This window comes from Arthrobacter sp. OAP107 (assembly GCF_040546765.1).
Lineage (GTDB): Bacteria > Actinomycetota > Actinomycetes > Actinomycetales > Micrococcaceae > Arthrobacter.
This window is the reverse complement of sequence record NZ_JBEPOK010000001.1, coordinates 1,077,162-1,100,620: the sequence shown is the minus strand read 5'-3', so window position 1 is coordinate 1,100,620 and position 23,459 is coordinate 1,077,162. Positions and strand designations below refer to the sequence as shown.

Below are 23,459 nucleotides of genomic sequence, written 5' to 3'. Positions count from 1 at the left end.
TGGCGGCCTGCCGAAGCCTTTTGGAGTTATCCACAGCCCCAATGCTGCAACCTGCAACGCGGGGTCAGATATCGCCCAATGGAGGCACCTCATTGGGCGATATCTGACCCCGCGTTGCTTCTAGAGGCCCAGCCGGGCGACGGCTTCCTCGCGCATCTCCACCTTGCGGATCTTGCCGGACACCGTCATGGGGAAACTGTCGCGGACCTCGACGTAGCGGGGCACCTTGTAGTGCGCCAGCTTCCCGCGGCAGAACTCCGCCACAGCCGCCGCATCCAGCGGTTCGGCCCCGGGCTTGAGGATGATGCAGGCCATCAGCTCCTCGCCGTACCTTGCATCGGGCACGCCGATCACCTGGACGTCCTGGATGGACGGATGGGTGTAGAGGAACTCCTCGATCTCGCGCGGGTAGATGTTCTCGCCGCCGCGGATCACCATGTCCTTCATCCGGCCCTCGATCACCACGTACCCTTCGTCGTCCATGCGCGCCAGGTCGCCGGTGTGCATCCAGCCGTCGGCGTCGATTGCCTCGGCAGTCTTCTCCGGCTGGTTCCAGTACCCCTGCATCACGGCGTAGCCGCGCGTGCACAGTTCACCGATCTCGCCGCGCTCCACCACCTCTCCCATGGGGTCCACGATCTTGCTTTCCAGCCGCGGCATGGTGCGGCCCACCGTTTCCGTGCGCTGCTGCAGCGTGTCCCCGCCGCGGGTCATGGTGGACACCGGCGACGTCTCGGTCATGCCGTAGCAGATGGCGACGTCCCGCATGTTCATCTCGGAAATCACCCGGTTCATCACCTCGATGGGGCACAGCGATCCGGCCATGACCCCGGTACGGAGCGTGGAGAGGTCGTAGGAGGCGAAGTCAGGCAGCGCTAGTTCGGCGATGAACATGGTGGGCACCCCGTAGAGGGAGGTGCCGCCGAAATCCTGGACGGCCTCCAGCGCGGCGGCCGGTGTGAATCCGCGCCCCGGGATGATTGTTGCGGCACCGTGGCTCAGCGCGTTCAGGTTGCCGATCACCATTCCGAAACAGTGGTAGAACGGCACCGGAATCACCACCCGGTCGTGCTCGGTGTACTTGAGCAGCTCGCCGATGGAGTACCCGTTGTTGAGGATGTTGTGGTGCGTCAGCGTGGCGCCCTTGGGGAAGCCCGTGGTTCCGGACGTGTACTGCAGGTTGATGGGATCGTGCGGATCCAGACCCGCCATGCGGGTCTTCAGGACCGAATGCCCGACGGCGTCCGCCCGCTTGAGCAGCTCGGCGTACGTGAGCTCCTGGTCACCCAGGGGGACCCCGGCGTCGAGTCCTTCCAATTCGAAGTCAGGCAGGAACACGAGCTCCCGGAGGTCCGGGCATACTGCGAGCGCCTGGCGTGCCATCCCCACATAGTCACTGTTCCGGTCCGACGGCGCCGCGACCAGCATCCGCATGCCGTTCTGTTTCACCACGAACTCCAGCTCATGGCTGCGGTAGGACGGATTCACGTTGACCAGGACCGCCCCGATCTTCGCCGTGGCGTACTGCAGGATGGTCCATTCCGCGCAGTTCGGACTCCAGATGCCGATCCGCTCCCCCTTTGCGACGCCAAGGGCGAGGAGCGCCCGGGCCAGCCGGTCGACGTCGTCGTTCAGTTTGGTGTAGCTCCAGCGGCGGGCGTCCGCGCCGGGCACGGGGGCGGCCTCGATCAGCGCGTCGTGTAAGGGGAACTGCGCCACCACGCGCTCAAAGTTCTCGCCGATGGTTTCCTCGAGCAGGGGGACGTCCGCGTCCCCGGCGGTGTAAGCGCGCATAAGGCACGCTATCAAGCCGGTATTGTGAAATCCATGAGTGCACCCATCGACTTGCAGGCCACGTTCATCCCCAACGACGGCGAATTCTTCCGCGTGAAGCTCGCCCTGGAAATCGCCATTGACGAGGTAGTCAACGAGCCCGGCTGCCTCCGGTACGAGCTCACCGAGGCGACGGAGGAGAAGCTGGTCCTGACCGAGCAGTGGGAGTCGGAAGAGGCCCTCGACGCGCACTCCAAGGGCATTGCCCTGCAGGACCTGAACGAATCCCTCAGCGCCCTCCTGGCCGAACCTGCCCAGGTGGAACGCCTCTAGTTTCTCGAAAAACAACGGGGTCACTTATCGCCCAATTTCGGGCCTCAAAGTCAATGGGTCGTTGCAACATGATGGTCACGCTGCGGCGGCGATGAGTTGGCGCATGCGTTGTTTGGGTGTTTCGAGGTTCAGTGTGGGGCGGGGCCGGTTGTTGAGTTTCCCGGCGATGATTTCGAGGTCCTCCGCGGTGAAGCCTGAGAGGTCTGTGCCTTTTTCGAACCAGTGACGCAGCAGCCGGTTGGTGTTCTCGTTGGTTCCGCGCTGCCATGGCGAGTGCGGATCGCAGAAGTACACCCCCGCATCCAGCGCCATGCGGATGCGGGGGTACTGCACCATTTCGGTACCACGGTCCCAGGTCACGGTCTTGACCAGCTGATCCGGGAGCCGGCGCATCTGGGCGATCATGGCGTCGGCTACTTCCTGGGCTGTGTGCGGACCTGGCAGGTGCAGCAGGACCGTGTAGCGGGTGCTGCGCTCGACCAGGGTGCCGATGGCGCTGCCGCCGTCCTTGCCGATGATGAGGTCACCTTCCTTACGTTGTTGTTGTGGGTGATTTCGGAGCTGTCGTAGTGTTTCGATCACCCTCGGGCGGCGGGCATGGCACAAGTCTCCTAGCCGCTTGGACGGCTCACTGGGAATGGCCGCCCGCTGCCCGCCGATGACTCGACCGCTGATTGAGAATTACGACATTGATCGTTGGGTAAGGACGTGCCGGCGTAGTTATCGACAGGGCCAACCGAAATTGGAGCTGATCAAAGGGGACTGAATATGTCGGCTTACTGGGCAGGAATCGACTCGGGCAAGAGGGAACATCATTGCGTCGTAATCGATCAGACAGGGGCGGTGCTGCTCTCGAAACGGGTCGAGAACGACGAAAGCGCACTCCTCGATCTCATTGCCACGGTCGCGGAGATCGCGGCTGGCGGCGAAGTCTGTTGGGCCACGGATCTAAATGCCGGCGGCGCTGCCCTGCTGATCGAGCTGCTTACCGCGCACGCCCAGCAACTGCTGTATATCCCTGGACGGATTGTGCATCACGCCGCGGCGACCTACCGCGGAGACGGCAAGACTGACGCGAAAGACGCCAGGATCATTGCTGACCAGGCACGGATGCGCACGGACCTGCAGCCAGTCCGCGGCGCGGACCAGATCAGTGTGGACCTGAGGCTCCTCACCGCCCGCCGGACGGATCTGATCTGCGACCGTGTCCGGGCAATCAACCGGCTCCGCGCCACCTTGCTGGAATACTTCCCGGCTCTCGAGCGCGCGTTCGACTACTCGAAAAAGGCACCCCTGATCCTCCTGGGTGGCTACCAGACCCCCGAGGGCATCCGGCGGATAGGGCTGACCCGACTCACCGGCTGGCTGAAGAAACGCGGCTGCCGCAACAGTGCCAAGATGGCCGAGAAGGCACTGATAGCCGCGAACTCCCAGCACACAGTCCTGCCCACTCAGGCCACAGGCTCTGCCCTGGTCGTCCGGCTGGCAGAGCAAATCAGCACCCTCGATGCAGAAATCGCTGACGTCGATGCGCAGATCACCGACCTGTTCCGGCAGCACGAAAGCGCCGATGTTCTGCTCACCATGCCTGGGTTCGGCCCCGTCCTCGCAGCAACCTTCCTCGCGAACATCGGCGGCAACCTGAACGCATTCGACCCAGTCGACCGGCTCGCCAGCGTCGCTGGCCTAGCTCCCGTCCCGCGCGACTCCGGACGAATCAGCGGAAACCTCCACCGACCCCGTCGCTTCAACCGCAGGCTCCTGCGAACCTGCTACCTCGCCGCCCTCTCCAGCCTCAAGAACAGCCCGGCCTCAAGAACCTACTACGACCGGAAGCGCGGAGAAGGAAAGTCACATAAACAGGCCCTCATCGCACTCGCCAGACGCCGCATCAACGTCCTCTGGGCCATGCTCCGCGATCACACTATCTACCAGGAACCAATGCAACGCATCACCGCTCAAGCGGCTTGACAGAAGCATTGAGATTCCCAATGGCCCGGCACGGCGCGGTCTGCGGTTTCGGCGGGGCGTTCTGAGATCTTCGGAGCATCCTTGTAGTGCTGGCCTGCAGCTCCGCGGGGCCGCTCACCGCGGGACACGCGTTTGCTCCGGCTGGTGCTCAGGCACCGGTAAAGATCTTTGCGCAGCTCGCCCCGGCCCTGGACATAGAGGCTCTGATAGATCGTTTCGTGGCTGACCTGCATGCTCTCATCGTGACCGAAGGTGTCCTCTAGAACCAAGGACACCAGCTTCGGGGACCAGCCATCATCCATGGCGTCCTCGACGTATTTGGCCAGGTCCGGATTCTGAAGCCTGAAAGCCTTAGGCCGCCGGGCACGCTGATGGGTACGAATCTGTGCCACATCGGCCTGATACGTTCCATCAGCGCACTGGTTCCGGCGGATTTCCCGCCACACTACCGACCTGTTCCTGCCGATCTCCCGGGCGATCGCTGCGACCTTGGCGCCCTCGCGGACCCGGATCATGATCACCGCCCGGTCCACCAGATCAAGCCGGTTGGATTCCGGCCGGACAGCCGGCACCGGGCCGGCCTCAACGCCCCCGTCAACACCCATACGCATCTGCATGCCGCCAGTCTTACCCAGCCACCGCTGCGTAGTACTGCGCCACACCCCGATCCGGGCAGAGGCTTCCTTCACCGACACCCCCTGCCGCAGCAGCGAAAAGAACTCATCCTTCAGCGCATCGGGCGCCCGATAACCACTCGGCATGGCAACCTCCAGAAATCAGATGTTGCAACGACCGTATGATTCTGCCGAGGGGTTATTGGGCGCTAAGTGACCCCGCCTTGCTTGTTTAAGAGACCCTTTAGAAGTCGGGGATCTGCGAGCCGTCCTGGGGCCCGGAGGTCTTGCTGCTGTTGCCCGCGGCAGCGGCTGCCTCGGCCTGGGAGCGGGCCACGTGCGCGTGGACTTCCTCCATGTCGAGCGCCTTGACGGCGTCGATGACCTGCTCAAGCTGCGCGGCGGGCAGCGCACCGGGCTGTGAGAACACCAGCACCTTCTCGCGGAATGCCATCAGCGTGGGGATCGAGGAGATGCCCGCCTCCGCTGCCAGCTGCTGCTCGGCTTCGGTGTCCACCTTCGCGAAGACGACGTCCGGGTGCTTCTCTGACGCCGCAGAGTACGTGGGCGCGAACTGGCGGCAGGGGCCACACCATTCAGCCCAGAAGTCCACCAGGACAATGTCGTTGCCCTCGATGGTCGATGCGAACTGTTCACCTGTGATGTCAACGGTAGCCATGGTTCAACCGTACGCGAGCCGTGTCCGTAAGTCCCGCGCACCATAGCCTTGTTCGCTCCCCGCGTCACCGGGAATTTTTTGCGCCCGGCGCTTCCGGTCAGGCCGCCTGTGCGTGTAGCCGGCCCCCTGACCGGCTGCGCGGCCGCTACCTGCGGAAAACAAGTGCCCGCTCCCGGAAAAACAGGTATCCCCTACTCGTGCAGTCCCTGCGCGGTGCTTCCTACACTCGAATCAGGCTGGGGCCGGCACGCTAGCGAGCAGCGTGCGCCACTCATGAATAGCGGTCATGCGCCCCATATGCCGTGCTTCCGCCTTTGGGCCCGAGCGCCTCCTGTGTCTGCGCGTCACCGTCCGACGCGCATCCGGACACCGCATGCGCACGAAGCAAGGGTCCGCCATGAACCAGCAGGACACGCCAGATCCGCAGAACACGCCTGGCCACGGCAACAACCCGCGGCGCAGGCACGGACCGCTGGCCGGAAGGCCCGCTGCACGCGTGGTGATCATTTCCGCGGCGGTGTCCGCCGCCCTTTTGGGGGCGTCAACGGGCATCAGTGCGCTGATGGCGTCCGACGGCGGGAGCCCGGCTGCCGCCGTCGGCCAACCGGCCGCCGGCGAACAGGCAGTAGAACGGCCAGTCCCGGCGGCTTCGTCGGCAGCGGCCGCCGCACCCGCCGCAAGTGTGCCGGCCAAGGCGCTGGCCGCCGCGCCTGCCACCACGGTGCAGGCAAAGGCACCCGTGAAGCCAGCAGCCAAAGCGGCAAAAACGACGGCCACCAAGGCACCAACCAAGGCGGCGGTGAAGGCACCCGCTAAGACAGTTACCGTCCGCAAGGTTGCTCCGTCCCCTGCGCCCAGGCCCGCCACGTACCGGGTGGTTGCCGGCGACACGGTCAACTCCATTGCCGCACGCTTCAACGTCAGCGCCGGCGGCATGCTGGCAGCCAACGGCCTTGGCCGCAGCTCGGTCATATTTCCGGGCCAGACCCTCAAGCTCAGCGGCCGCGCCATGTCTGCACCGGCACCCGCTCCAGTGGCAGCACCTGCACCGGCACCGGCTCCCGCTCCTGCAGTGCGGACCATCTATGTTGCGGGCGCCGGTGGCCAGGCGATGGTGGACAGCTGCATCGGCCCCATCCATTTCACGCCCACCGACGGGTACTCGCTCTTCATCACCGAGCACGACTTCTGCGGCGGCTGGGCCAGGTTCTCGGGTATCAGCGTCGGCGAACGGGTCGACATTCCGGGCTACGGCTCGTACCGGGTCTCGGCCCGGAGCCAGGTGCCGAACCCTGGCACCACCAACGACGTCGCTGCGGTGTTCGGCGGGTTCCCCCGGGCGGTCCTGCAAACCTGCATTCCGGGCACCACCCAGATGCTTGTCATCGCGCTGAACTGAACGTGCTGTGCCTGCACCCAGGGACTACTGTGTTTTCTGGTTTCGCGAACAACCAAAACCTGTGCAGAAAGAGCCGCAACCAAGTAGCACAACTGAAAAAAATGCGTACTGGCTACGCGTGCTTGCCGGTATGGAGAGCCCCTAGAATCGTCTTACTGGGGCGGCACGATGGAGATCGTGCCTCACTTTCCAAAACGTCCAGGCTTGTGGAAATCTCGGCGATTTCCACCGGTAAGTACAGGCTTCGCGCGTTGATTTGCAAACTAGGCGGAGTGATTTGGGGAATCCAATGACTCAAAAGGAAAGAACCGGGCTGCAGCCAGGCGACATGCGGCCGTTCGGCTTCGGCCCGAAAAGCCTGCGAGCAGGACTCGACCTTACCAGCGCTCTGATTGCCGCCGTTCTCGTAACGGGAACGGTAGCCATGAATATGGTGATTGGTCCTTCAAATGGAGCTAGCCAGGCTGTCGTTAGGCTGGTACCGCCCATCCCGCTCGCTTCTGTGGACCCTCCTTGGCCCGCGTTAGATCATGAGCCAGCCCGCCCCGCAGAAAGTCCCCTGCTGGCTGCTGCCCCGGGCGCCGAACCTTCCGCGACGCGTAAGGCCGCCCAGCAGACGGCTGCGGCACGTGCCGAAAGGACGCCTTCAGCGGCTTCATACATCGTAGTCGCGGGAGACACTCTAGACGCAATAGCGAAGCGGTTCGGTCTGGACCGTACGAAGCTGCTGACCCTCAACGGCCTTGCCCCGAATGCCGTTGTGGTTCCGGGGGACGTTCTGCAGCTTGGCAAAGCTGCCCCGGCCCAGTAGCCGCGGAGGCACCGACATGCTGTAGAGAAGGCCTCCGCCGAGCCAAGTCAGCGGCCGCGGCGGCCGACTCTCAGTTACAGGATGCCCTCACCTGCAAGAAGTCGTCGACAGCGACTTCCCGCTTGAGCACAGATGCCGCGCCATGCCGCAAAGGAGCTTGCATGGGTTCGAGGCATAATGTGCACCGCAGGGAGCTCGAGCACGGCATCGGCAAAATCCTTGCCAAGTTCACCGTCGATCCCGCACGCGGCTCCCAGCCGAAAAAACAAAACACCCCCGGCCTGTAGGCCGAGGGTGCGGTCGATGTGTCGGGACATCTTTACTCAATGTCCCGACACATCACAAACGTGGCAGATGAGGGATTCGAACCCCCGTAGGCGTTGCCAGCTGATTTACAGTCAGCCCCCTTTGGCCGCTCGGGTAATCTGCCGAACTTCAAATGAAGGTCACCCCGGCCGATGTCTCCATCAACCGCGGGCAAGACAACCTTACAGAACTTCTGCCGAAGAATGAAATCGGGCGCGTTGACTCAATGAAAACCTCCGCGTAGCCGGCTCCCTCATTTGGATACCTCCGCGCAGCGGCCTGGTGGTGAGTGTTGGCGGCGGTTGCGGACTATGCCCGTTTTAAGCAGCTAACGATGGTCCAACAGCAAGCCGTGTCAAAGAAGAAAGCCATTGCCTTTCAGAGCGCCGTCCGTACAGGGAAGTTCCGGATCCTGGACGAGCTCGTCGACCTGACTGGTCAGCACCGCGGTTATGCCAAGGCGGCGCTGCCGGAAGCGCTTGTGTTGAAAATGGTCAGACCCAGGCCAGGCCGGACCCCGGTCTACGGGCCGGACCTGCTGCCGGCTCTCATCAAGTGCTGGGCGGTCCTGCGGACCCCGGCCGGCAGGCTGGTTTCCCCGATGTTGCCGGTCTTGGTGCCGGTTGCGCCGCGACCGGGAGGAGATAGTCATCGCCGACACCCAGGCGGATCTGCAGATGCGCAGGAGCTCGGCGACGATTGATGGCAAGCTGGCGGGAGAACATCGATTTCATCCCGAGGGGACGCTCACACACCTGATATGTAGGTCTGATATGTAGGTCTCGTTTGTCAAGAGCATGAGGAAGCGGTCCGCGGGCTGGGCGAGAGGAACGACGCAGTCCGGATTTGTGGAGAAGGGTCTGGCGGGCAACCAACGGGGCCGTTCACCACCACGCGATCCGGGATGAAAGGATACCGTGGCGCCCGATCATTCAGATGATAACCGCGCTCAGCCGGATGCGCTCAAGTCCGTCAGCAGGGGCTGGAAGTACTGACCTCCCGGAGGTATCGCAATGAGGCAACAGGTCGGGGAACTGCGGGCCGAATTTCCACGGAAGACTAGGCTTCGCCGAGGATCCGGCCGGCGAGCTTGGCCTCGAACCGCAGCGCCTGCTCCTCGGTGATCTGGTTCAGCTGCACGGCCCGCTGGAGATCCGCCTGCACCCCTTCCATCCGGGTAGAGGCGTCGGCTACGGGGCTGAGGATGATGGATGCAGCCACGGCAGCGGCGGCCACGGACGAGGCGGCGGTGGCGATGGTTCCGGCGGCTGCAGCGGTGGACTTGGTGACGTAGCGGACGGCCTTGTGGGTCATTGCTTTCCTTCCGAGCGGCTTCCAACTGCTACAACTCTGGGCGTCAAAACTTCGTTCCCACCAAGACTTGGCTATGAGTGAACTGTGAATGCTGCCCACCTTCACATCACCGCCATCCGTACTACGCTGGAATCCAGATACCCACACCCTGCCCGGAGCCTTACGGCCCGGGCGAAGCATGCACCAGCAAAGGAGAGTCATGGCAGGCGAGTCCACATTCGACGTCGTAAGCAAAGTAGACAAGCAGGAGGTGGCCAACGCGCTGAACCAGGCGCAGAAGGAGCTCGCCCAGCGCTATGACTTCAAGGGCGTCGGCGCCGAGGTCGATTTCAGCGGCGAGAAGATCCTGATGAAGGCGAACTCCGAGGAGCGCGTGCTGGCCGTGCTGGACGTGCTGCAGTCCAAGCTGATCCGGCGCGGCATCTCGCTCAAGTCCCTGGACACCGGCGAGCCCTACGCTTCCGGCAAGGAATACCGGCTGGAGGCCTTCATCAAGGAAGGCATCGCGCAGGACCTGGCCAAGAAGATCAACAAGCTCATCCGCGACGAGGCCCCGAAGTCCGTCAAGTCCCAGATCCAGGGCGACGAACTGCGCGTCACGTCCAAGTCCCGCGACGACCTTCAGGCCACCATGGCCCTGCTGAAGGACTTCGACGAGGCGGATCTTCAGTTCGTGAACTTCCGCAGCTAAGCAAAATGTCAACGGGCCGGGGACGCACCAATTCGGGCGTCCCCGGCCCGTCTGCGCATCCGGCCGCCGGGGATCCGGGAAGGCGACGAAAGGACAGGACATGAATTTCGTGGTCACCCCTGAGCGGTGGGACGCCGAGGACGGGGCGAGGCTCCGCAGGATGCAGCGGGCCGAGCTGGACGCCCGCTACGGCAGCGACGACCACGAACCGGGCTCGCCGCCCAGCGCCGAGGACATCACCGTGTTCCTGGTCGCCCGGAACCACGAGGGGGCAGCCGTCGCGTGCGGAGCCCTGCGACGGCTCGATGCCGGGTCGGCGGAGATCAAGAGGATGTTCGTGCTCCCCGGCCACCGCGGGAGCGGGGCGGCCACGGCGGTTCTGCGAAGCCTCGAGGCCGAGGCAGCCCGTCTGGGCCTGAGCGAACTCAAACTGGAAACCGGCATTGCCCAGCCGATGCCATCCGCTTCTACGAACGCGAGGGCTACCGCGTGATCGACAACTTCGGACCCTACGCGGGCGAGCCGCTCTCCGTCTGCTACGCCCGCTCGCTCGCGTGACGACGCGCAACTGATCAGGCGACGCGCAAACTTGCGCTCGCTACGGGCATTCCGGCCGCGCCAGGCATTTTGCGCGTCGCTGAGTGCTTTGCGCGTCGCTGAGTGCGGTGCGCGGGGTGCGGTGCGCGTCGCGGGCGGGAAGTACGACGGCGGCCGGTCAGCTGAGCGGCCGGCCCGCCATCCGCTCCAGGCGGCTGATGCGGTCCTGCATCGGCGGGTGCGTCGCGAACAGCTTGCTGAGCCCGCCGCCGCGGAACGGGTTGGCGATCATCAGGTGTGAGGCGTTGACCAGCCGCTGGTCCTGCGGGAGCGGTGCGGCCTGCACGCCCTGGTGGATCTTGCGCAGGGCGGACGCGAGTGCCAGCGGATCGCCGGTGAGCTGTGAACCGTCCTCGTCGGCGTCGTACTCCCTGGTGCGCGAGATGGCCACCTGGATCAGGGACGCGGCCAGCGGCGCCAGGAGTGCCATCGCGATGAGGGCGAGGGGGTTCGAGTTGCGCCTGTCCCCGCCGCCAAAGAACAGCAGCATCTGCCCTACCGAGGTGATGACGCCCGCTACCGCTGCGGCCACGGACGAGGTCAGGATGTCGCGGTTGTAGACGTGCATGAGCTCATGGCCGAGGACGCCCCGGAGTTCCCGCGGGGTGAGGAGCTGCAGGATCCCCTCCGTGCAGCAGACGGCCGCGTTCTGCGGGTTCCGGCCGGTGGCGAAGGCGTTGGGCGCCATGGTGGGCGAGACGTAAATCCGCGGCATCGGCTGGTTCGCGCGGGCGGAGAGCTCCCGGACCATCTGGTACAGCTGCGGTGCCTGGGCTTCGGTGACAGGGTAGGCCTGCATGGAGCGGAGCGCGATCTTGTCGCTGTTCCAGTAGCCGTAGGCCGTGGTGCCGATGCCGATCAGCGCCATGATCAGGATCGGCGCCGAGCTGCGGGTACTGGCGGCGATGAGGGCGCCCAGGCCCAGCAGGATCGCCCACAGCACGCCGAAGAGCGCGGCGGTTTTCAGTCCGTTGTGGTGATTGTGCACTTTTTCCTCCACAGCTCAGAAGTCGGAACCGGCACCGCCGCTACGGAACCGGGTTCCGCGCGTCGTACTTGAGGAAGCCGGATTGCCACCGCGCCACCAACCAGGCCACCACGATGCACAGGAGGCCGCCCAGCAGCAGGACCCAGCCCTCACTAAGAATTTTAGTGCCGCCGCCTGCCAGCATGTCGCCCAGCCGCGGCCCTCCGGCGACCACCACGATGAAGACCCCCTGAAGCCGGCCGCGGAGGTGGTCCGGGGTCGCGGCCTGCAGGATGGTGGTGCGGAAGACGGCACTCACAGAGTCGGCAATTCCCGCCAGGGCGCAGCAGAGGGCTGCCGGGATCAGCCAGAAGGTCACGCCGCCGGAGCCCGACCGCCCGGCCAGCACCACCACGAGGCCGAACGCCGCAAACGAGGCGCCCCACCCCATGACCGACCAGACGACGGCGGTCCCCTGCCGCCGCACCGCGCCGAGCGGCCCGGAAAAGAGGCCGGCAAGGAAGGCCCCCACCGCCACGGCGGCCAGCAGGATGCCCACCGTGGTTTCCCCGCCGCCGATCATGAGTGCACCGATGGCCGGCAACACCGCCCGCGGCTGGGCGAGGATCATGGCGACGAGGTCGAGGATGAACGTCATCCGCAGGTTGGGCCGTGTGCCCAGGAAGCGGAAGCCCTCCACCACGGACCGCATCCCGGCCCGGCCCGCTTGTTCGCCGGGCGGCATGGGCGGAAGCTTGAGCAGGGCCCAGAAGGCAAAGACGAAGCTGACGACGTCCAGCGTGTACGTCCACCCGAAGCCCACACTGGCCACCAGGACGCCGGCGAACAGCGGCCCCGCCGTCATGCCCAGCCCGAACGTCACCATGTTCAGCGCGTTGGCGGCCGGCAGGAGCTCCTTCCGCAACAGCGCGGGAATGATGGCGCTGCGGGCCGGCTGGTTGATCGCCTGGGCACCGCTTTGCACGGCTACGAGTGCATACAGCAGCCACACATTGCCCACCTCCAGCCATGCCTGGAGGGCGAGACCGCCGGTGGTCAACCACAGCACCGCGGACGACAGAAGGGCCACCGTGCGGCGGTCATGGGAATCGGCAATGGACCCGCCCAGCAGGCCGCCCAGGACGAGCGGAACCAGGGCAAAGATGCTGAGCAGCCCGACGTACAGGCTGTCCTGGGTGAGCCGGTACACCTCCAGACCAACGGCGACCAGCGTGAGCTGGCTGCCCACGTTGGACACCGCCGACCCCAGCCAGAGCCGCCGGAAATCAGGGCTTTCGCGCAGCGGAGTGATGTCGGCCAGAAGTTTTCCCACCCGGCAACTCTAGCCTCGGCAGGCACTTAGCCCCGCCTTATTGTGATCTAGTCAGAATAGGTGATTCAATGGAGTCATGACCGATCACCCGGAACGCCACGAAGCATGGGCCGCGGCCCTGCGTGCCCACGGGCGCCGGGTAACCAAGCAGCGGCTGGCGGTCCTGGCCGCCGTCGAGCATCACCCGCACTCCCCGGCGGAAAACATCCTTGCGGCTGCCCGCGAGGAACTGCCGGAACTGACGGCGCAGTCCGTGTATGTGGTGCTGGGTGATCTGACGGACCTGCAGATGCTGCGCCGTTTCGAACCTCCGCATTCGCCGGCGCTGTATGAGACGCGGGTGGGCGACAACCATCACCATGCGATCTGCATCAGCTGCGGCCGGGTGGAGGATGTCGACTGCGCTGTCGGCCATGCTCCGTGCCTCACCCCGCATTGGAGCGAGGATTCCCACCCCATGACCATCCAGATCGCGGATGTCATGTACCAGGGGATCTGCGGAGAGTGCCAGCGGGCCCAAAAACTTCCTGCAAACGTAAATGACAAGTAATTAAGTAATAAGGAGAATAATGACTGCCATTTCAACGACCCAGTCAGGTGCGCCGGTCACGTCCGACGCGCATTCCAAGGCTGTCGGCGCTGACGGCGCGATCATCCTCACGGACCACTACCTGGTGGAAAAGCTCGCCCAGTTCAACCGCGAGCGGGTTCCGGAGCGCGTGGTGCACGCCAAGGGCGGCGGCGCTTTCGGTACGTTCAAGACCACGGAGGACATCTCCAAGTACACCAAGGCCGCATTCCTGCAGCCCGGCGTCGAGACCGAGATGCTGATCCGTTTCTCCTCCGTAGCAGGCGAGAACGGCTCCCCCGATACGTGGCGTGACCCCCGCGGTTTCGCGGTGAAGTTCTACACCTCCGAGGGCAACTACGACCTCGTGGGCAACAACACCCCGGTGTTCTTCATCCGCGACGGCATCAAGTTCCCGGACTTCATCCACTCCCAGAAGCGCCTGCCGGGCACGCACCTGCGTGACGCCGACATGCAGTGGGACTTCTGGACCCTGTCCCCCGAGTCCGCACACCAGGTTACCTGGCTGATGGGTGACCGTGGCCTGCCGGCCTCCTGGCGCGAAATGCAGGGCTACGGTTCGCACACCTACCAGTGGATCAACGCCGAGGGTGAGCGTTTCTGGGTCAAATACCACTTCAAGTCCAACCAGGGCGTGAAGAACATCACCGGTGAAGAGGCCGAAGCCCTCGCCGGCTCGGACGCGGACTTCTACATCCGCGACCTGCACGAGAACATCGAAGCCGGCAACCTGCCCTCCTGGGACCTGCACGTCCAGGTCATGCCGTACGAGGACGCCAAGACCTACCGGTTCAACCCGTTCGACCTGACCAAGGTCTGGCCGCACGCGGACTACCCGCTGATCAAGGTCGGCACCATGGAGCTGAACCGGAACCCGGAGAACTACTTCGCGCAGATCGAGCAGGCCACCTTCGCGCCGTCGAACTTCGTGCCGGGTATCGCGGCTTCGCCGGACAAGATGCTCCAGGCCCGGATCTTCTCCTACGCCGACGCACACCGCTACCGCGTGGGCACCAACCACGCCCAGATCCCGGTGAACCAGCCGAAGAACCAGGTCAACAACTACAGCCAGGACGGCGCTGGACGTTTCCTGTTCAACGCTCCTTCCGTGCCGGTCTACGCGCCGAACACGTTCGGTGGTCCGGCTGCCGTTGACACTGACGTTGTCGGTGGCGGCTGGGAGAACGACGGCGCGCTGACGCACGCCGCGCACTCCCTGCATGCTGAGGACGGCGACTTCGTCCAGGCCGGTGCGCTGTACCGTGAGGTCTACAACGACGGCGAGAAGGCCCGTTTCCTGGACACCATCACCGGTGCCGTCGGCGGCGTGAAGCGCGCCGACATCAAGGAACGCGCCATCCAGTACTGGACCAACGTTGACGCCGAACTCGGCGCCAAGCTGCGCGCCAACCTCGGCGCAGCACCGCTCTCCGACGCTGAGGCTGCCAACAAGATCGGCTAACAGCACCTGACAGCAACAGGAACCCCGCCGCGGCTTAGCCGTAGCGGGGTTCCGTGCGTCCGGGAGAAGCCGCTTCATTGTCCACATACGCGGAGTTGCCGTGGCTCTCCTCCCGTGCGGTCCCTAGGCTCTTAGTCATGAGCACATTCGAGGGCATCCCCGCCGCGGCAACCAAGTTCTACGCTGAGCTGGAGGAGAACAACAACCGCAACTGGTGGCAGGCCCATTCCGCGGTCTACCAGGATTCCGTCAAAGCCCCGCTCCACGCGCTCCTCGCTGACCTCGAGCCGCGCTTTGGTCCGGGCAAGATCTTCCGCCCCAATCGTGACGTCCGCTTCTCACCGGACAAGTCACCCTACAAGACCGCGCAGGGCGCCTTCGCCTCATATCAGGAAGGCGTCGGCTACTACCTCCAGATCAGCGCCGACGGCCTGCTGGTTGGCGGCGGCTACCACTCGCATTCACCCGCGCAGTTGGTCCGCTACCGCAATTCTGTCGATGCCGGGAGCACCGGCGAACAGCTGCAGCACATCGTGGACGCTGTCGCAGCCGCCGGATTCGCCATCGAAGGCGAAAAACTGAAAACCGTGCCGCGGGGCTTCCCGAAGGACCATCCCCGGGCCGAACTGCTGAAGCACAAGTCGCTCTCCGCCGGTGTCATCCTCGGGGAGCCCGAGTGGCTCGGCTCGGCGGAGGCGGAACGCGAGATCGCCGCCCGCTGGGAACAGCTCCGCCCGCTGGTGGACTGGGTGGGCCGGCACGCCGCCCCGTAACAGACCCACCAGCGCGCGGTCGCCCACGTGGATCGGGTCAGGCTAGACCTTGGTCAGTGCGTCGTCGTCCTCATCCCGATCGTCGAGGTTGCCGGCAGTGCCGTTCACCGCGGCTTTGGCGGCGGCGAACTTTTCGTTGAGGCGGGAGTGCCGCTGTCCGTAGGCGAAGTAGATGGCAATGCCCACCACCAGCCAGATGCCGAAGAAGATCCAGGTCTCCACGGCGAGATTGGTCATCAGGTACAGGCACAGCACCGCGGACAGGACGGGAATCACCTTGCCGAACGGCACGCGGAATGCCGGCTTCAGGTCGGGGCGCTTCCTGCGCAGCACGATGATGCCCAGGCTGACCATCACGAAGGCGGACAGGGTGCCGATGTTGATCATTTCCTCGAGAAGGTCCACGTTCGTGAGTCCGGCAACCAGCGCAACGGCGGCGCCGCAGATGATCTGCAGGCGGGCCGGCGTCGAACGCTTTTCGCTGGTCCTGGACAGTGAGCGCGGCAGCAGGCCGTCGCGGCTCATGGCCAGCACCACGCGGGCCAGGCCCATGAGCAGCACCATGATCACAGTCGTCAGACCCACGAGAGAACCGAAGGCGATCACCTTCGCGGCATCGGTGTTGCCGACAGCCTCGAAGGCCGTGGTGAGTGTGGGGCTCTCAGCCTCGGCAAGCTGCGTGTACGAGACCATGCCGGTCAGTGCAAGGGACACCAGGATGTACAGCAGCGTCACCAGGGCCAGTCCGCCGAAGATGCCGCGGGGCAGGGTCTTCTGCGGGTTCTTGACCTCTTCCGCGGAGGTGGCCACCACGTCGAAGCCGATGAAGGCGAAGAACACCAGCGCGGCGCCGGCGAAGATGCCCAGGGTGCCGTACTGTGCGGGGGCGGCGCCGGTCAGGAAGCCGAAGAATGACTGCTTCAGAACGTCGGCCGCGCCGGCGTTTGCCGTCGGTTCGGAGGCCGGGACGAAGGGGGTGTAGTTGGAGAGCTTCACGTAGCTGAAGCCCACGATGATCACGAACACCACCACGCCGATCTTGATCAGCGTGAAGATGTTGCCCACGCGGGCGGACAGCTTCGTTCCGAGCACCAGCAGCACGGTGAAGACGGCGACGATGAGGAAGGCGCCCCAGTATAGGTCAACCCCGCCGATGGAGATGGCCGGCGGCATGTCCACGCCCATCAGGGCGAAGACCTTGCTGAGGTAGATGCCCCAGTACTTGGCGATCACCGCGGCCGCGGTGAAGAGCTCCAGGATGAGGTTCCAGCCGATGATCCAGGCCAGGATCTCGCCCATGGTGGCGTAGGTGAAAACGTACGCGGAGCCGGCCACCGGGATGGCAGTGGCGAACTCGGCGTAGCACATGATCGCCAGGGCGCAGGTGACGGCGGCGACCAGGAAGGAAATGGTGACGGCGGGGCCGGCGAAGTTGGCAGCGGCCTTGGCGCCCACAGAGAAGATGCCGGCGCCGACGGCCACTGCGACGCCCATGATCATCAGATCCCAGGTGCTCAGGGAGCGCTTCAGCTTGCGTCCGGGCTCATCGGCGTCGGCTATTGACTGCTCGATGGATTTGGTCCGGAAAAGGTTCATTGGAAGTCCACAGTCCTGATAGGGGATGGAAACAGACCTATCAAGTGTAGTGTCCATCCAGTGGACGGCTATATTTGTCCCGAATATTGAGACGACTGCACGCAAAACCATGCCCGGCCCTCCTCCGCGCTGCGGCTGCGCGGTGTGGTGGAGGGCCGGGCATGGGGTCCGGAGAAATACATGTTAAGGAACCGCATTAGATGAGAGGGCCGGGCTGCGGACTGCTCTAACAGCCACAGCCCGGCCGCTCTCCTATCGTGCGCCTGTCCTGAACATCCAGGCTCCCGATCCGAGCGGGTTGCCGGCCAGGTCCCTGATGGCGGAGGTCCCGCCAGTCAGTTCGAACCTGTACTGGGTATTGGCCAGCAGGGTAGCGGACGGGTTGAGGGTCACGGTTCGCGTGGTGGCGTTGTAGGACACTGCCGCGGTGGTAACCGCACCGTTGGACTGACGGATGAGACGGACGGTGGTGCCGTTCAGCCCGGTAACGGCTTCGCTGAACCGCGCCGTCACGTTGACGGTTCGGCTCACGTTGGTGGCGCCCCCGCCGGGTGTCAGAGAAACAACCGTCGGTGCGGGCCCCGTGGTGAACTGCCACGCCGCGTTCGGCATGGTGTTGCCGGCCGTGTCACGGATTGCGACGGCCGCAGCAGCCCCGGACACCGAGACCGTGTAGGTCTGGTCAGCGAGGAGGTTGGCGTTCGGGTTGATGGTGGCAGTCCTCGTGGTGTTGTTGTAAACCACGCTTGCAGGAATGGCCGTCGGACTCGTACCGCGCCGGAGGACAACAGATGTCGTGGTGACATTGCTGACTGCCTCGCTGAAGGTCACGCTCAGGTTGTTCGTCTGGCTGACGGACCTGGCGCCCGCGGCGGGCGTCCTGGCAGTGATGGTCGGTGCCACGAACTCGGTCCGCGGCGTGATCAGTTGGGTGCGGTTGGACCGTGTGCCGGTTCCTGCGGAGCTGGTCGCGGCGACATCGAAGGTGTAGCCGGTCGCGTTGATCAGAGTGTCCTCCACTGCGCTGGTGCCCGTTCCGACAGTTGTTGTCCGTACCGGCGTCGTGCTGGTCCCTACGAACGTGCGGATCTCGTAACCCGTGACCGGCGCCGCGTTGGTTACCGTCAGCGGAGCGAGCCAACTGAGCGTTACCTGGGCGTTGCCGGCCACGCCGGCCGCGTTACGGACGGCTCCCGGAGCCACGAGGGGTGCCACCGGGGTCACTGCTGCGGAGGCGGTCGAGGCTGCTCCCGTGCCCTCTGCGTTGACCGCGGCCACGTCGAACGTGTAGGCCGTCCCGTTGGTCAGCCCGGTGACGACTGCGGTTGTCACGTTACCGGTGACCTGCTGGGTCACCGCCAGTACGGTTCCGTCGAAGGCCCGCACCCGGAACCCGGTGATCGGCGAGCCGCCGTCCGAGGCCGGAGCGGTCCAGTTCAGCGTCGCCGTGCCGTTCCCGGCCGTCGCGGTCACGAGGGTCGGAGCGCCCGCAACAGTCAGTTCCGCCGTTGGCGACGGAGTGACCGCGTTGGATGCTGCCGAGAACGGGCTGGTGCCCTGTGCGTTCGTTGCCGAGACCTGGAACCTGTACTGATTACCATTGGTCAGGCCAGGAACCAACAGGCTCGCGTCCGTGCCGGCTGCGGGGAGCAGGGCTCCCACCTGGACGCCGGCAGGGTTGGTCGTGACATCCAGTACCTTCACGTTGAAGCTACTGGCTACGCCGACGGTCGGCGCCGTCCAGGTAACGGTGGCCCGAGCGTTACCCGGGGTGGCGACGCCGATGACCGGAGCGTTGGTGACAACGGTGTCGGAGAATGCGAGTACCTCGATGTTGCGCAGGGTGTCGGTGCCGTCGGTGCCGACGTTATCCGTCACCGTGGTGGTCGAACCCGCCGAGCCGAGGGTGCCGTCTCCGCCGGTGGTGGTGACGGTGTAGTTGGCCTCCGGTCCGGTGAACACTGCCGAGTCGGTGCCGCCGGAGCCCATGAGGATCTCGCGGACGGCCACGATGTTGCCGGGGTTCACCGTTCCCGCGAAGACGGCTTCCTGGAGCGTCGGTCCCGTGAGGTTGCCGTTGGCGTCCTTCAGGTACCTGCTGGTCATGGCGCTCTGCCCCGGCGCTTCAATGCTGGCGCTGCCGATCTCGGTTGCCGCATTGTTCGGGTCAGTGCGGACACTTAGGCGGACGCCGAGGTACCGGTCGCCGTCGATGATGTCGTTGGCGCCGCGTCCCTCAAGGAGGTCCGAGCCGCCGCCGCCGAGGAGGATGTTGCCATCGCCCCAGACGTTCGTACCGGTGAGGAGCGGGCATTCCTTGGAGGCCGAGGCTGCCACAACGTCGGATGTCAGCGTCGGGAGTGCCGTCACCAGGTCGCCAAGTCCGGCGATCCTATCCACACCGGCCTGGTCCAGCACGTCACATCCGATGAAGCCGGCACCACCAACGGCGCTGGGAACCAGGTCGTCGCCGCGGAGCTTGTCGTCGAGTTTGCCGCCGGAGAGTGCTTCAACCTCGTTGAACTTGTCGCGGACACCCACCGTAAGAATATCCAGCGGCGGGATCGGCAGGGCCAGGTCAAGATCCTGTGCCTGGGGGTCGCCCTGACCGATCTCCCAGTCGTATCCGGAGGCTCCGGCGACCTTCTCGATGCCGGGACCGCCGACGCCGATGTCATCGCCGCCTTCCATGTCGTAGTCGTCGTCGCCGCCCTGGCCGACGAGGATGTCATGACCGGGCTTCTGGGAGTCGTCCAGGAAGAACAGGTTGCCGCTGTCCCCCTGCATGAGGTCCGGCTGGTTGCCGCCTTCTTCCCAGTCATCGCCGCTGTCGCCGAATGCGGCGTCAAGGCTCTCACCGAGCATGACGAAGTCGTCTCCGGCTCCGGCGAAGGTCTCGTTGGCATTGGCTCCGCCGTTGGTGAAGTCCTTGCCGTCGCCACCCATGAGGATGTCCAGGCCCGGGCCGGCGTCGATCGCGTCATTGCCGGGTCCGCCCTTGGGAACGTCGTCGCCGGCGAGGTCAGTGATGATGTCATCGCCTTCGCCGCCGAGTGCGATATCGGCTCCGTCACCACCTTCGATGATGTCGTTGCCGTCACCGCCCCAGAACGTGTCGTTGTCATTGCCGCCGTAGATCCGGTCGACGCCGGCAGTGCCGTTGTAGACGCTCTGTCCGTTGATCCCGGAAGGATCCACCGTGTTCCTCGCACGGTATTTGATCGTTCCGTCAGGCATGCGGATCAGGAGATCCGCCTCACTGCAGTCTGAGTCCGGGTCGTCCGCTACCGTGTTGCCGGAGGCTGCGAAGCCGGCGGTGGTGCCTGCCAGCTTCTTCAGTTCGAACTTGCAGTCCGCCGTGGCGAACGCGTCGGCCTTCAGGCTGTGCACGTTCGTGTTGCGCATCATCATCTCTGCGAAGGAGTTGCCCTCCAGCTGCGCCCTCAGGTTCATGCCAGGAGTGCGGGCCAGGTAGTACAGGCGGTCGCCGTTCTGCAGGTCCGTCAGCTGGTTCTCGAAGACGTAGTTGAACGTGCTGCCCAGCAGGCCGCCAAACAGGTTCGTCCTTTCCGCCAGGCCGCCGACCCACAGATCGACATTATCGAGGCCGGTAATCGAACTTGCCCCGTTGTTGACCCAGGCGTCCGTGCTGTTCATGAACGCTGCGGCATCAGCAGGGGGGACATCCGCGGTAGTGGGGCTGACGATGATGCGTGCAGCCTCCCGCTTGCCCGCCAGCGTCGTTGCGCCGGTGATGGACGGGTGCAGACCGTAGGCTGCCACGAAGTTGACGAGCGATTCCGGGTGCTTGAGGTTCTCGCCGAAGTCAACCCAGTTGGTGTAGGGCTTGAGCTGGCTGTCGTTCGTTGAGTTGAACAGGTCCCGACGAAGGACGTTCAACCGCGGAATGCCTTCAGAACGCGCCCGCGTCATGTTGATCGTCGGAAGGTCCAGGGGCAGTCCCAGGAGGTTGTTGCGGAGTGTGTCGGTCACGAACTCATCCAGTTCGTTGCCGGCCTGGTCCGACATCCCCATGATGACGCTTCCGGCAGCCTCCTCCGAGGTCAGCGGGCCGGCAGGGCCACCGTTGGTGTACTCCGGCGGGTTGAGGAAGCCGTCGAGCAGCGAGATGTCATTCTGGCTGCCCCGGGTGTCGTCTGAGGTGCCGAACACGGCATCGGGTCCGGCCCCGTCCTCGTTCCGGCGCGAGATCGTTTCGGTCAGCATGGAGTGGCCGAAGCGGTACACGGCGTGGGCGAACTCAGCCTTAACCGCGGGGTTGAGCTCCGTCTGGGTGAAGGCAAACGGTTCGAAGGGGTTGATCGCCGGCTGAACCTTGCGGGCGAACTCCTCGAAGACCAAGTGCTGGTATTCCATCTCCGTGATGAAGCGTGCCGCCTGGAAGAGCCGCTCACCGTTCCAACCGTTGGCGCCGGAGGCCAGCTTCCATTCAGCCAAGGCTGCCGTGCCGCTCGCGGACGTGTCGTTGGTCAGCACGTTCTCGATGTCGCCGACGAGCCGGTCGTGCTCCGAGTGGAAGATCTGGTGGATGGTGGTGAGGCCGATGTTCTCGTTGACACGTCCGTCACCGGCGATGAAGTGCGCGTTCAGCATTTCGTCGTCGTAGGTGCCGGGTGCCTGGCTGGCGAAGTCGGCCGAGGCCGTCGTGTCCGCGTCGGGCGCGGGAGTGACCGGCGGTGTTGCGGGGTTGTGGTCGGTGTCCTGCGGGGACGGGTCCGCGTTGTGGGCGATGTCCGTCAGGAACGGGGTGTCAAAGTACTTGACGTTCGCCGGCACCAGGGTGCCGAGGCCGCCGTTGTCAGCGCGGTTGGCTTCCACGAGCCCGGTCGCGGTGACGAACTGCGGCAGCCCGCGCGCCGGGCCGGGGATGAACTTGCCGTACGGGTCCGCGGCGATCATCGGAACGTTCAGGACGTCCTTGTCCTTGAGCTGGATGCCGAGACGAGCCGCCGCCTGGGCCTTGGTGGTGGTCCAGGTAGCCATGCCGCCGGCGGTGGGTCCGGCAGGTCCACCGAGCAGTTTGCCCGTGGCGACGGGCTTGCCGTCGGTGTTGTCAACGTACTCCCGCAGGAACACCTGGTGCGAGGCGTGTGAGGTGTAGGTCTGGCTCTGGTCGACCCAGGGCGAGTCCGTGTTGTTCGCATCCTGGATGTCGTCGGCGCTTTCATCGGCAGGCGTTGCTGGGTTGTCACCCAGGACGCCGTCCGGACCGGGCTGGTTCTGGCCCCGGGTCAGCACCATGAAGCGCAGGTTCGGGTCGAGGTCGTCCGCGTTGCCGAAGACGTGGTCCGGACCGGCGATCAGGGGGTCGTCATCCTTCAGCGGAACGAACACGGTTCCGCCGCTCTTGACGGTCTGGTCCACGCCGTGGTCAAAGAACTGTCCGAACAACGTGAACATCGAGTTGTAGGGCGGGGACAGTCCGACGTCGGTGGTCACGTTCTCGATGAACAGCGTGCTGTGGGACGGCACGCAGCCGGCTGGAACGCCTTCCACCGCCGGGGTTGCCAGCGGATCCGGGTCAGTGGTGCAGGGAACGACGCCCGTGTTGCCCTGCGTCCGGACCGGGTTGCCTGCCGCCGCGACTGCAGCCGGGTTGGTGGAGGTCTGGTCCACGATCAGGTTGCTGATCACGCGGGGCTCGGAGTCGAAGACGTTGCCCTTCTTTTGGGCATACGAGGTCGGCTGGGAAGGCCCGAACGCGGGGGGCGAGTTTTCGGCACTTTTAAACACCGGCGTGGTCAGGCGGGGGAACTTCTGGTCGGCTGCGCCGAACGTTTCCTGCCCCGGCTGGAGGTTGTTGCATGACCCGTCCACCGTCCGGAGACCCTGGGAAACCAGAGGGCTCGGAATTTGGTTGGGGCCGGTGCCGATCAGCGCGCCGCAGGGGCCGGTGGCTGAGGTCGTGTTGGCCACATGTGCCTCGGCGATCTTGATCTGCTTCAGGATGTAGGAGAGATCGGAGGGGGTGATGGTGAATCCCTCCCCCACAGGTGCCTGGACCGCGTTGGCTGCCACGACTGGCAACCCCATGGCGATCGGCATCATCAGTGTGGTTGCTGCTGCCACCATCCGGAAGGAGATGGACTGCTTGCGGTGCTTCTTGCGTCGCTGACGCCGGTTTGTTGTTTCGGTGGGTGCAGCGGATCGACTTTGATCCGTGCCCCCGTCTGACTTCCATGCTGAGACATTCATGGCACACCTGCCGCTAGGAGGGGTTTGACCGTGCC

The 23,459-nt window shown here is 64.9% G+C and carries 18 protein-coding genes, 1 tRNA gene and 1 pseudogene; 10 read left to right on the top strand and 10 right to left on the bottom strand.

Going from position 1 to position 23,459, the window contains the following annotated elements; translation table 11 throughout:
• Positions 1–120: 120 nt before the first annotated feature.
• Positions 121–1,794 (bottom strand): AMP-binding protein, encoded by a 1,674-nt coding sequence (locus tag ABIE00_RS05110; RefSeq protein WP_354257584.1) that lies wholly within the window; start codon positions 1,792–1,794, stop codon positions 121–123.
• A gap of 33 nt (positions 1,795–1,827) precedes the next feature.
• Here ABIE00_RS05110 and ABIE00_RS05105 point away from each other — a divergent pair, with 33 nt between their 5' ends.
• Positions 1,828–2,106: a putative quinol monooxygenase gene (locus ABIE00_RS05105; RefSeq protein WP_354257581.1), complete on the top strand. Its 279-nt coding sequence runs from the start codon at positions 1,828–1,830 to the stop codon at positions 2,104–2,106.
• 75 nt (positions 2,107–2,181) lie between these two features.
• Here the strand turns inward: ABIE00_RS05105 and ABIE00_RS05100 are convergent.
• Positions 2,182–2,637: pseudogene (locus ABIE00_RS05100) on the bottom strand (IS30 family transposase); the annotation flags it as partial.
• A gap of 237 nt (positions 2,638–2,874) precedes the next feature.
• On the opposite strand from ABIE00_RS05100, the gene ABIE00_RS05095 reads away from it, so the two are divergent.
• A complete protein-coding gene (locus tag ABIE00_RS05095; protein WP_354257578.1) occupies positions 2,875–4,077 on the top strand; it encodes an IS110 family RNA-guided transposase in 1,203 nt (400 codons plus the stop codon).
• On the opposite strand, the gene ABIE00_RS05090 is transcribed toward ABIE00_RS05095, so the two are convergent.
• Together ABIE00_RS05090 and trxA are read right to left on the bottom strand one after the other, a co-directional pair.
• A complete protein-coding gene (locus ABIE00_RS05090; protein ID WP_354257575.1) occupies positions 4,065–4,838 on the bottom strand; it encodes an IS30 family transposase in 774 nt (257 codons plus the stop codon). The two genes, ABIE00_RS05095 and ABIE00_RS05090, sit on opposite strands and share 13 nt — an antisense overlap.
• A gap of 97 nt (positions 4,839–4,935) precedes the next feature.
• The gene (gene trxA / locus ABIE00_RS05085) at positions 4,936–5,370 is read right to left on the bottom strand and encodes a thioredoxin (protein WP_354257572.1); all 435 of its coding nucleotides are present in this window, start codon (positions 5,368–5,370) and stop codon (positions 4,936–4,938) included.
• A gap of 397 nt (positions 5,371–5,767) precedes the next feature.
• Here trxA and ABIE00_RS05080 point away from each other — a divergent pair, with 397 nt between their 5' ends.
• Entirely contained in the window at positions 5,768–6,769 is a 1,002-nt protein-coding gene (locus ABIE00_RS05080) for a LysM peptidoglycan-binding domain-containing protein (RefSeq protein WP_354257569.1), read from the top strand.
• 972 nt (positions 6,770–7,741) lie between these two features.
• Positions 7,742–7,867: a hypothetical protein gene (locus tag ABIE00_RS05070; RefSeq protein WP_354257563.1), complete on the top strand. Its 126-nt coding sequence runs from the start codon at positions 7,742–7,744 to the stop codon at positions 7,865–7,867.
• A gap of 61 nt (positions 7,868–7,928) precedes the next feature.
• On the opposite strand, the gene ABIE00_RS05065 is transcribed toward ABIE00_RS05070, so the two are convergent.
• A tRNA-Tyr gene (locus tag ABIE00_RS05065) sits at positions 7,929–8,010 on the bottom strand.
• Between the two features lie 210 nt (positions 8,011–8,220).
• Here ABIE00_RS05065 and ABIE00_RS05060 point away from each other — a divergent pair.
• Positions 8,221–8,589, top strand: a complete 369-nt coding sequence (locus tag ABIE00_RS05060) for a hypothetical protein (RefSeq protein WP_354257560.1) — start codon at positions 8,221–8,223, stop codon at positions 8,587–8,589.
• Between the two features lie 356 nt (positions 8,590–8,945).
• Here the strand turns inward: ABIE00_RS05060 and ABIE00_RS05055 are convergent, their stop codons facing one another.
• Positions 8,946–9,200 carry a hypothetical protein gene (locus ABIE00_RS05055; RefSeq protein WP_354257557.1) on the bottom strand — a complete coding sequence of 85 codons (255 nt, stop codon included), beginning with the start codon at positions 9,198–9,200 and terminating at the stop codon, positions 8,946–8,948.
• Positions 9,201–9,399: 199 nt separating this feature from the next.
• Here ABIE00_RS05055 and ABIE00_RS05050 point away from each other — a divergent pair, with 199 nt between their 5' ends.
• Both ABIE00_RS05050 and ABIE00_RS05045 read left to right on the top strand, forming a co-directional pair.
• Positions 9,400–9,891 carry a YajQ family cyclic di-GMP-binding protein gene (locus ABIE00_RS05050; protein ID WP_354257554.1) on the top strand — a complete coding sequence of 164 codons (492 nt, stop codon included), beginning with the start codon at positions 9,400–9,402 and terminating at the stop codon, positions 9,889–9,891.
• Between the two features lie 100 nt (positions 9,892–9,991).
• Positions 9,992–10,384, top strand: coding sequence for a GNAT family N-acetyltransferase (locus ABIE00_RS05045; protein WP_502914200.1), 393 nt, complete (start codon positions 9,992–9,994; stop codon positions 10,382–10,384).
• Between the two features lie 222 nt (positions 10,385–10,606).
• Here ABIE00_RS05045 and htpX read toward each other — a convergent pair whose 3' ends face one another.
• Positions 10,607–11,476, bottom strand: coding sequence for a zinc metalloprotease HtpX (gene htpX / locus ABIE00_RS05040; RefSeq protein WP_354257551.1), 870 nt, complete (start codon positions 11,474–11,476; stop codon positions 10,607–10,609).
• A 40-nt stretch (positions 11,477–11,516) separates the two neighbouring features.
• The gene (locus ABIE00_RS05035) at positions 11,517–12,788 is read right to left on the bottom strand and encodes an MFS transporter (RefSeq protein ID WP_354257548.1); all 1,272 of its coding nucleotides are present in this window, start codon (positions 12,786–12,788) and stop codon (positions 11,517–11,519) included.
• A gap of 76 nt (positions 12,789–12,864) precedes the next feature.
• Here ABIE00_RS05035 and ABIE00_RS05030 point away from each other — a divergent pair, with 76 nt between their 5' ends.
• The 3 genes from ABIE00_RS05030 to ABIE00_RS05020 all read left to right on the top strand — a co-directional run bounded on the left by ABIE00_RS05030 (position 12,865) and on the right by ABIE00_RS05020 (position 15,612).
• Positions 12,865–13,338: a Fur family transcriptional regulator gene (locus ABIE00_RS05030; protein WP_331571600.1), complete on the top strand. Its 474-nt coding sequence runs from the start codon at positions 12,865–12,867 to the stop codon at positions 13,336–13,338.
• A 19-nt stretch (positions 13,339–13,357) separates the two neighbouring features.
• The gene (locus ABIE00_RS05025; RefSeq protein ID WP_354257545.1) at positions 13,358–14,839 is read left to right on the top strand and encodes a catalase; all 1,482 of its coding nucleotides are present in this window, start codon (positions 13,358–13,360) and stop codon (positions 14,837–14,839) included.
• A 137-nt stretch (positions 14,840–14,976) separates the two neighbouring features.
• Positions 14,977–15,612, top strand: a complete 636-nt coding sequence (locus tag ABIE00_RS05020; RefSeq protein ID WP_354257542.1) for a DUF2461 domain-containing protein — start codon at positions 14,977–14,979, stop codon at positions 15,610–15,612.
• A gap of 42 nt (positions 15,613–15,654) precedes the next feature.
• Here the strand turns inward: ABIE00_RS05020 and ABIE00_RS05015 are convergent, their stop codons facing one another.
• Positions 15,655–17,208, bottom strand: a complete 1,554-nt coding sequence (locus ABIE00_RS05015; RefSeq protein WP_354257539.1) for an amino acid permease — start codon at positions 17,206–17,208, stop codon at positions 15,655–15,657.
• 252 nt (positions 17,209–17,460) lie between these two features.
• Positions 17,461–23,424 (bottom strand): peroxidase family protein, encoded by a 5,964-nt coding sequence (locus ABIE00_RS05010; protein ID WP_354257536.1) that lies wholly within the window; start codon positions 23,422–23,424, stop codon positions 17,461–17,463.
• Positions 23,425–23,459: the final 35 nt, after the last annotated feature.

Coding starts and splice junctions, on each gene's coding strand:
- ABIE00_RS05025 (WP_354257545.1), top strand. CDS start 13,358: ATGACTGCCATTTCAACGACCCAGTCAGGTGCGCCGGTCACGTCCGAC.
- ABIE00_RS05050 (WP_354257554.1), top strand. CDS start 9,400: ATGGCAGGCGAGTCCACATTCGACGTCGTAAGCAAAGTAGACAAGCAG.
- ABIE00_RS05105 (WP_354257581.1), top strand. CDS start 1,828: ATGAGTGCACCCATCGACTTGCAGGCCACGTTCATCCCCAACGACGGC.
- trxA (WP_354257572.1), bottom strand. CDS start 5,370: ATGGCTACCGTTGACATCACAGGTGAACAGTTCGCATCGACCATCGAG.
- ABIE00_RS05070 (WP_354257563.1), top strand. CDS start 7,742: ATGGGTTCGAGGCATAATGTGCACCGCAGGGAGCTCGAGCACGGCATC.
- ABIE00_RS05090 (WP_354257575.1), bottom strand. CDS start 4,838: ATGCCGAGTGGTTATCGGGCGCCCGATGCGCTGAAGGATGAGTTCTTT.
- ABIE00_RS05055 (WP_354257557.1), bottom strand. CDS start 9,200: ATGACCCACAAGGCCGTCCGCTACGTCACCAAGTCCACCGCTGCAGCC.
- ABIE00_RS05010 (WP_354257536.1), bottom strand. CDS start 23,424: ATGAATGTCTCAGCATGGAAGTCAGACGGGGGCACGGATCAAAGTCGA.
- ABIE00_RS05110 (WP_354257584.1), bottom strand. CDS start 1,794: ATGCGCGCTTACACCGCCGGGGACGCGGACGTCCCCCTGCTCGAGGAA.
- ABIE00_RS05080 (WP_354257569.1), top strand. CDS start 5,768: ATGAACCAGCAGGACACGCCAGATCCGCAGAACACGCCTGGCCACGGC.
- ABIE00_RS05015 (WP_354257539.1), bottom strand. CDS start 17,208: ATGAACCTTTTCCGGACCAAATCCATCGAGCAGTCAATAGCCGACGCC.
- ABIE00_RS05095 (WP_354257578.1), top strand. CDS start 2,875: ATGTCGGCTTACTGGGCAGGAATCGACTCGGGCAAGAGGGAACATCAT.
- ABIE00_RS05060 (WP_354257560.1), top strand. CDS start 8,221: ATGGTCCAACAGCAAGCCGTGTCAAAGAAGAAAGCCATTGCCTTTCAG.
- ABIE00_RS05045 (WP_502914200.1), top strand. CDS start 9,992: ATGAATTTCGTGGTCACCCCTGAGCGGTGGGACGCCGAGGACGGGGCG.
- ABIE00_RS05020 (WP_354257542.1), top strand. CDS start 14,977: ATGAGCACATTCGAGGGCATCCCCGCCGCGGCAACCAAGTTCTACGCT.
- ABIE00_RS05030 (WP_331571600.1), top strand. CDS start 12,865: ATGACCGATCACCCGGAACGCCACGAAGCATGGGCCGCGGCCCTGCGT.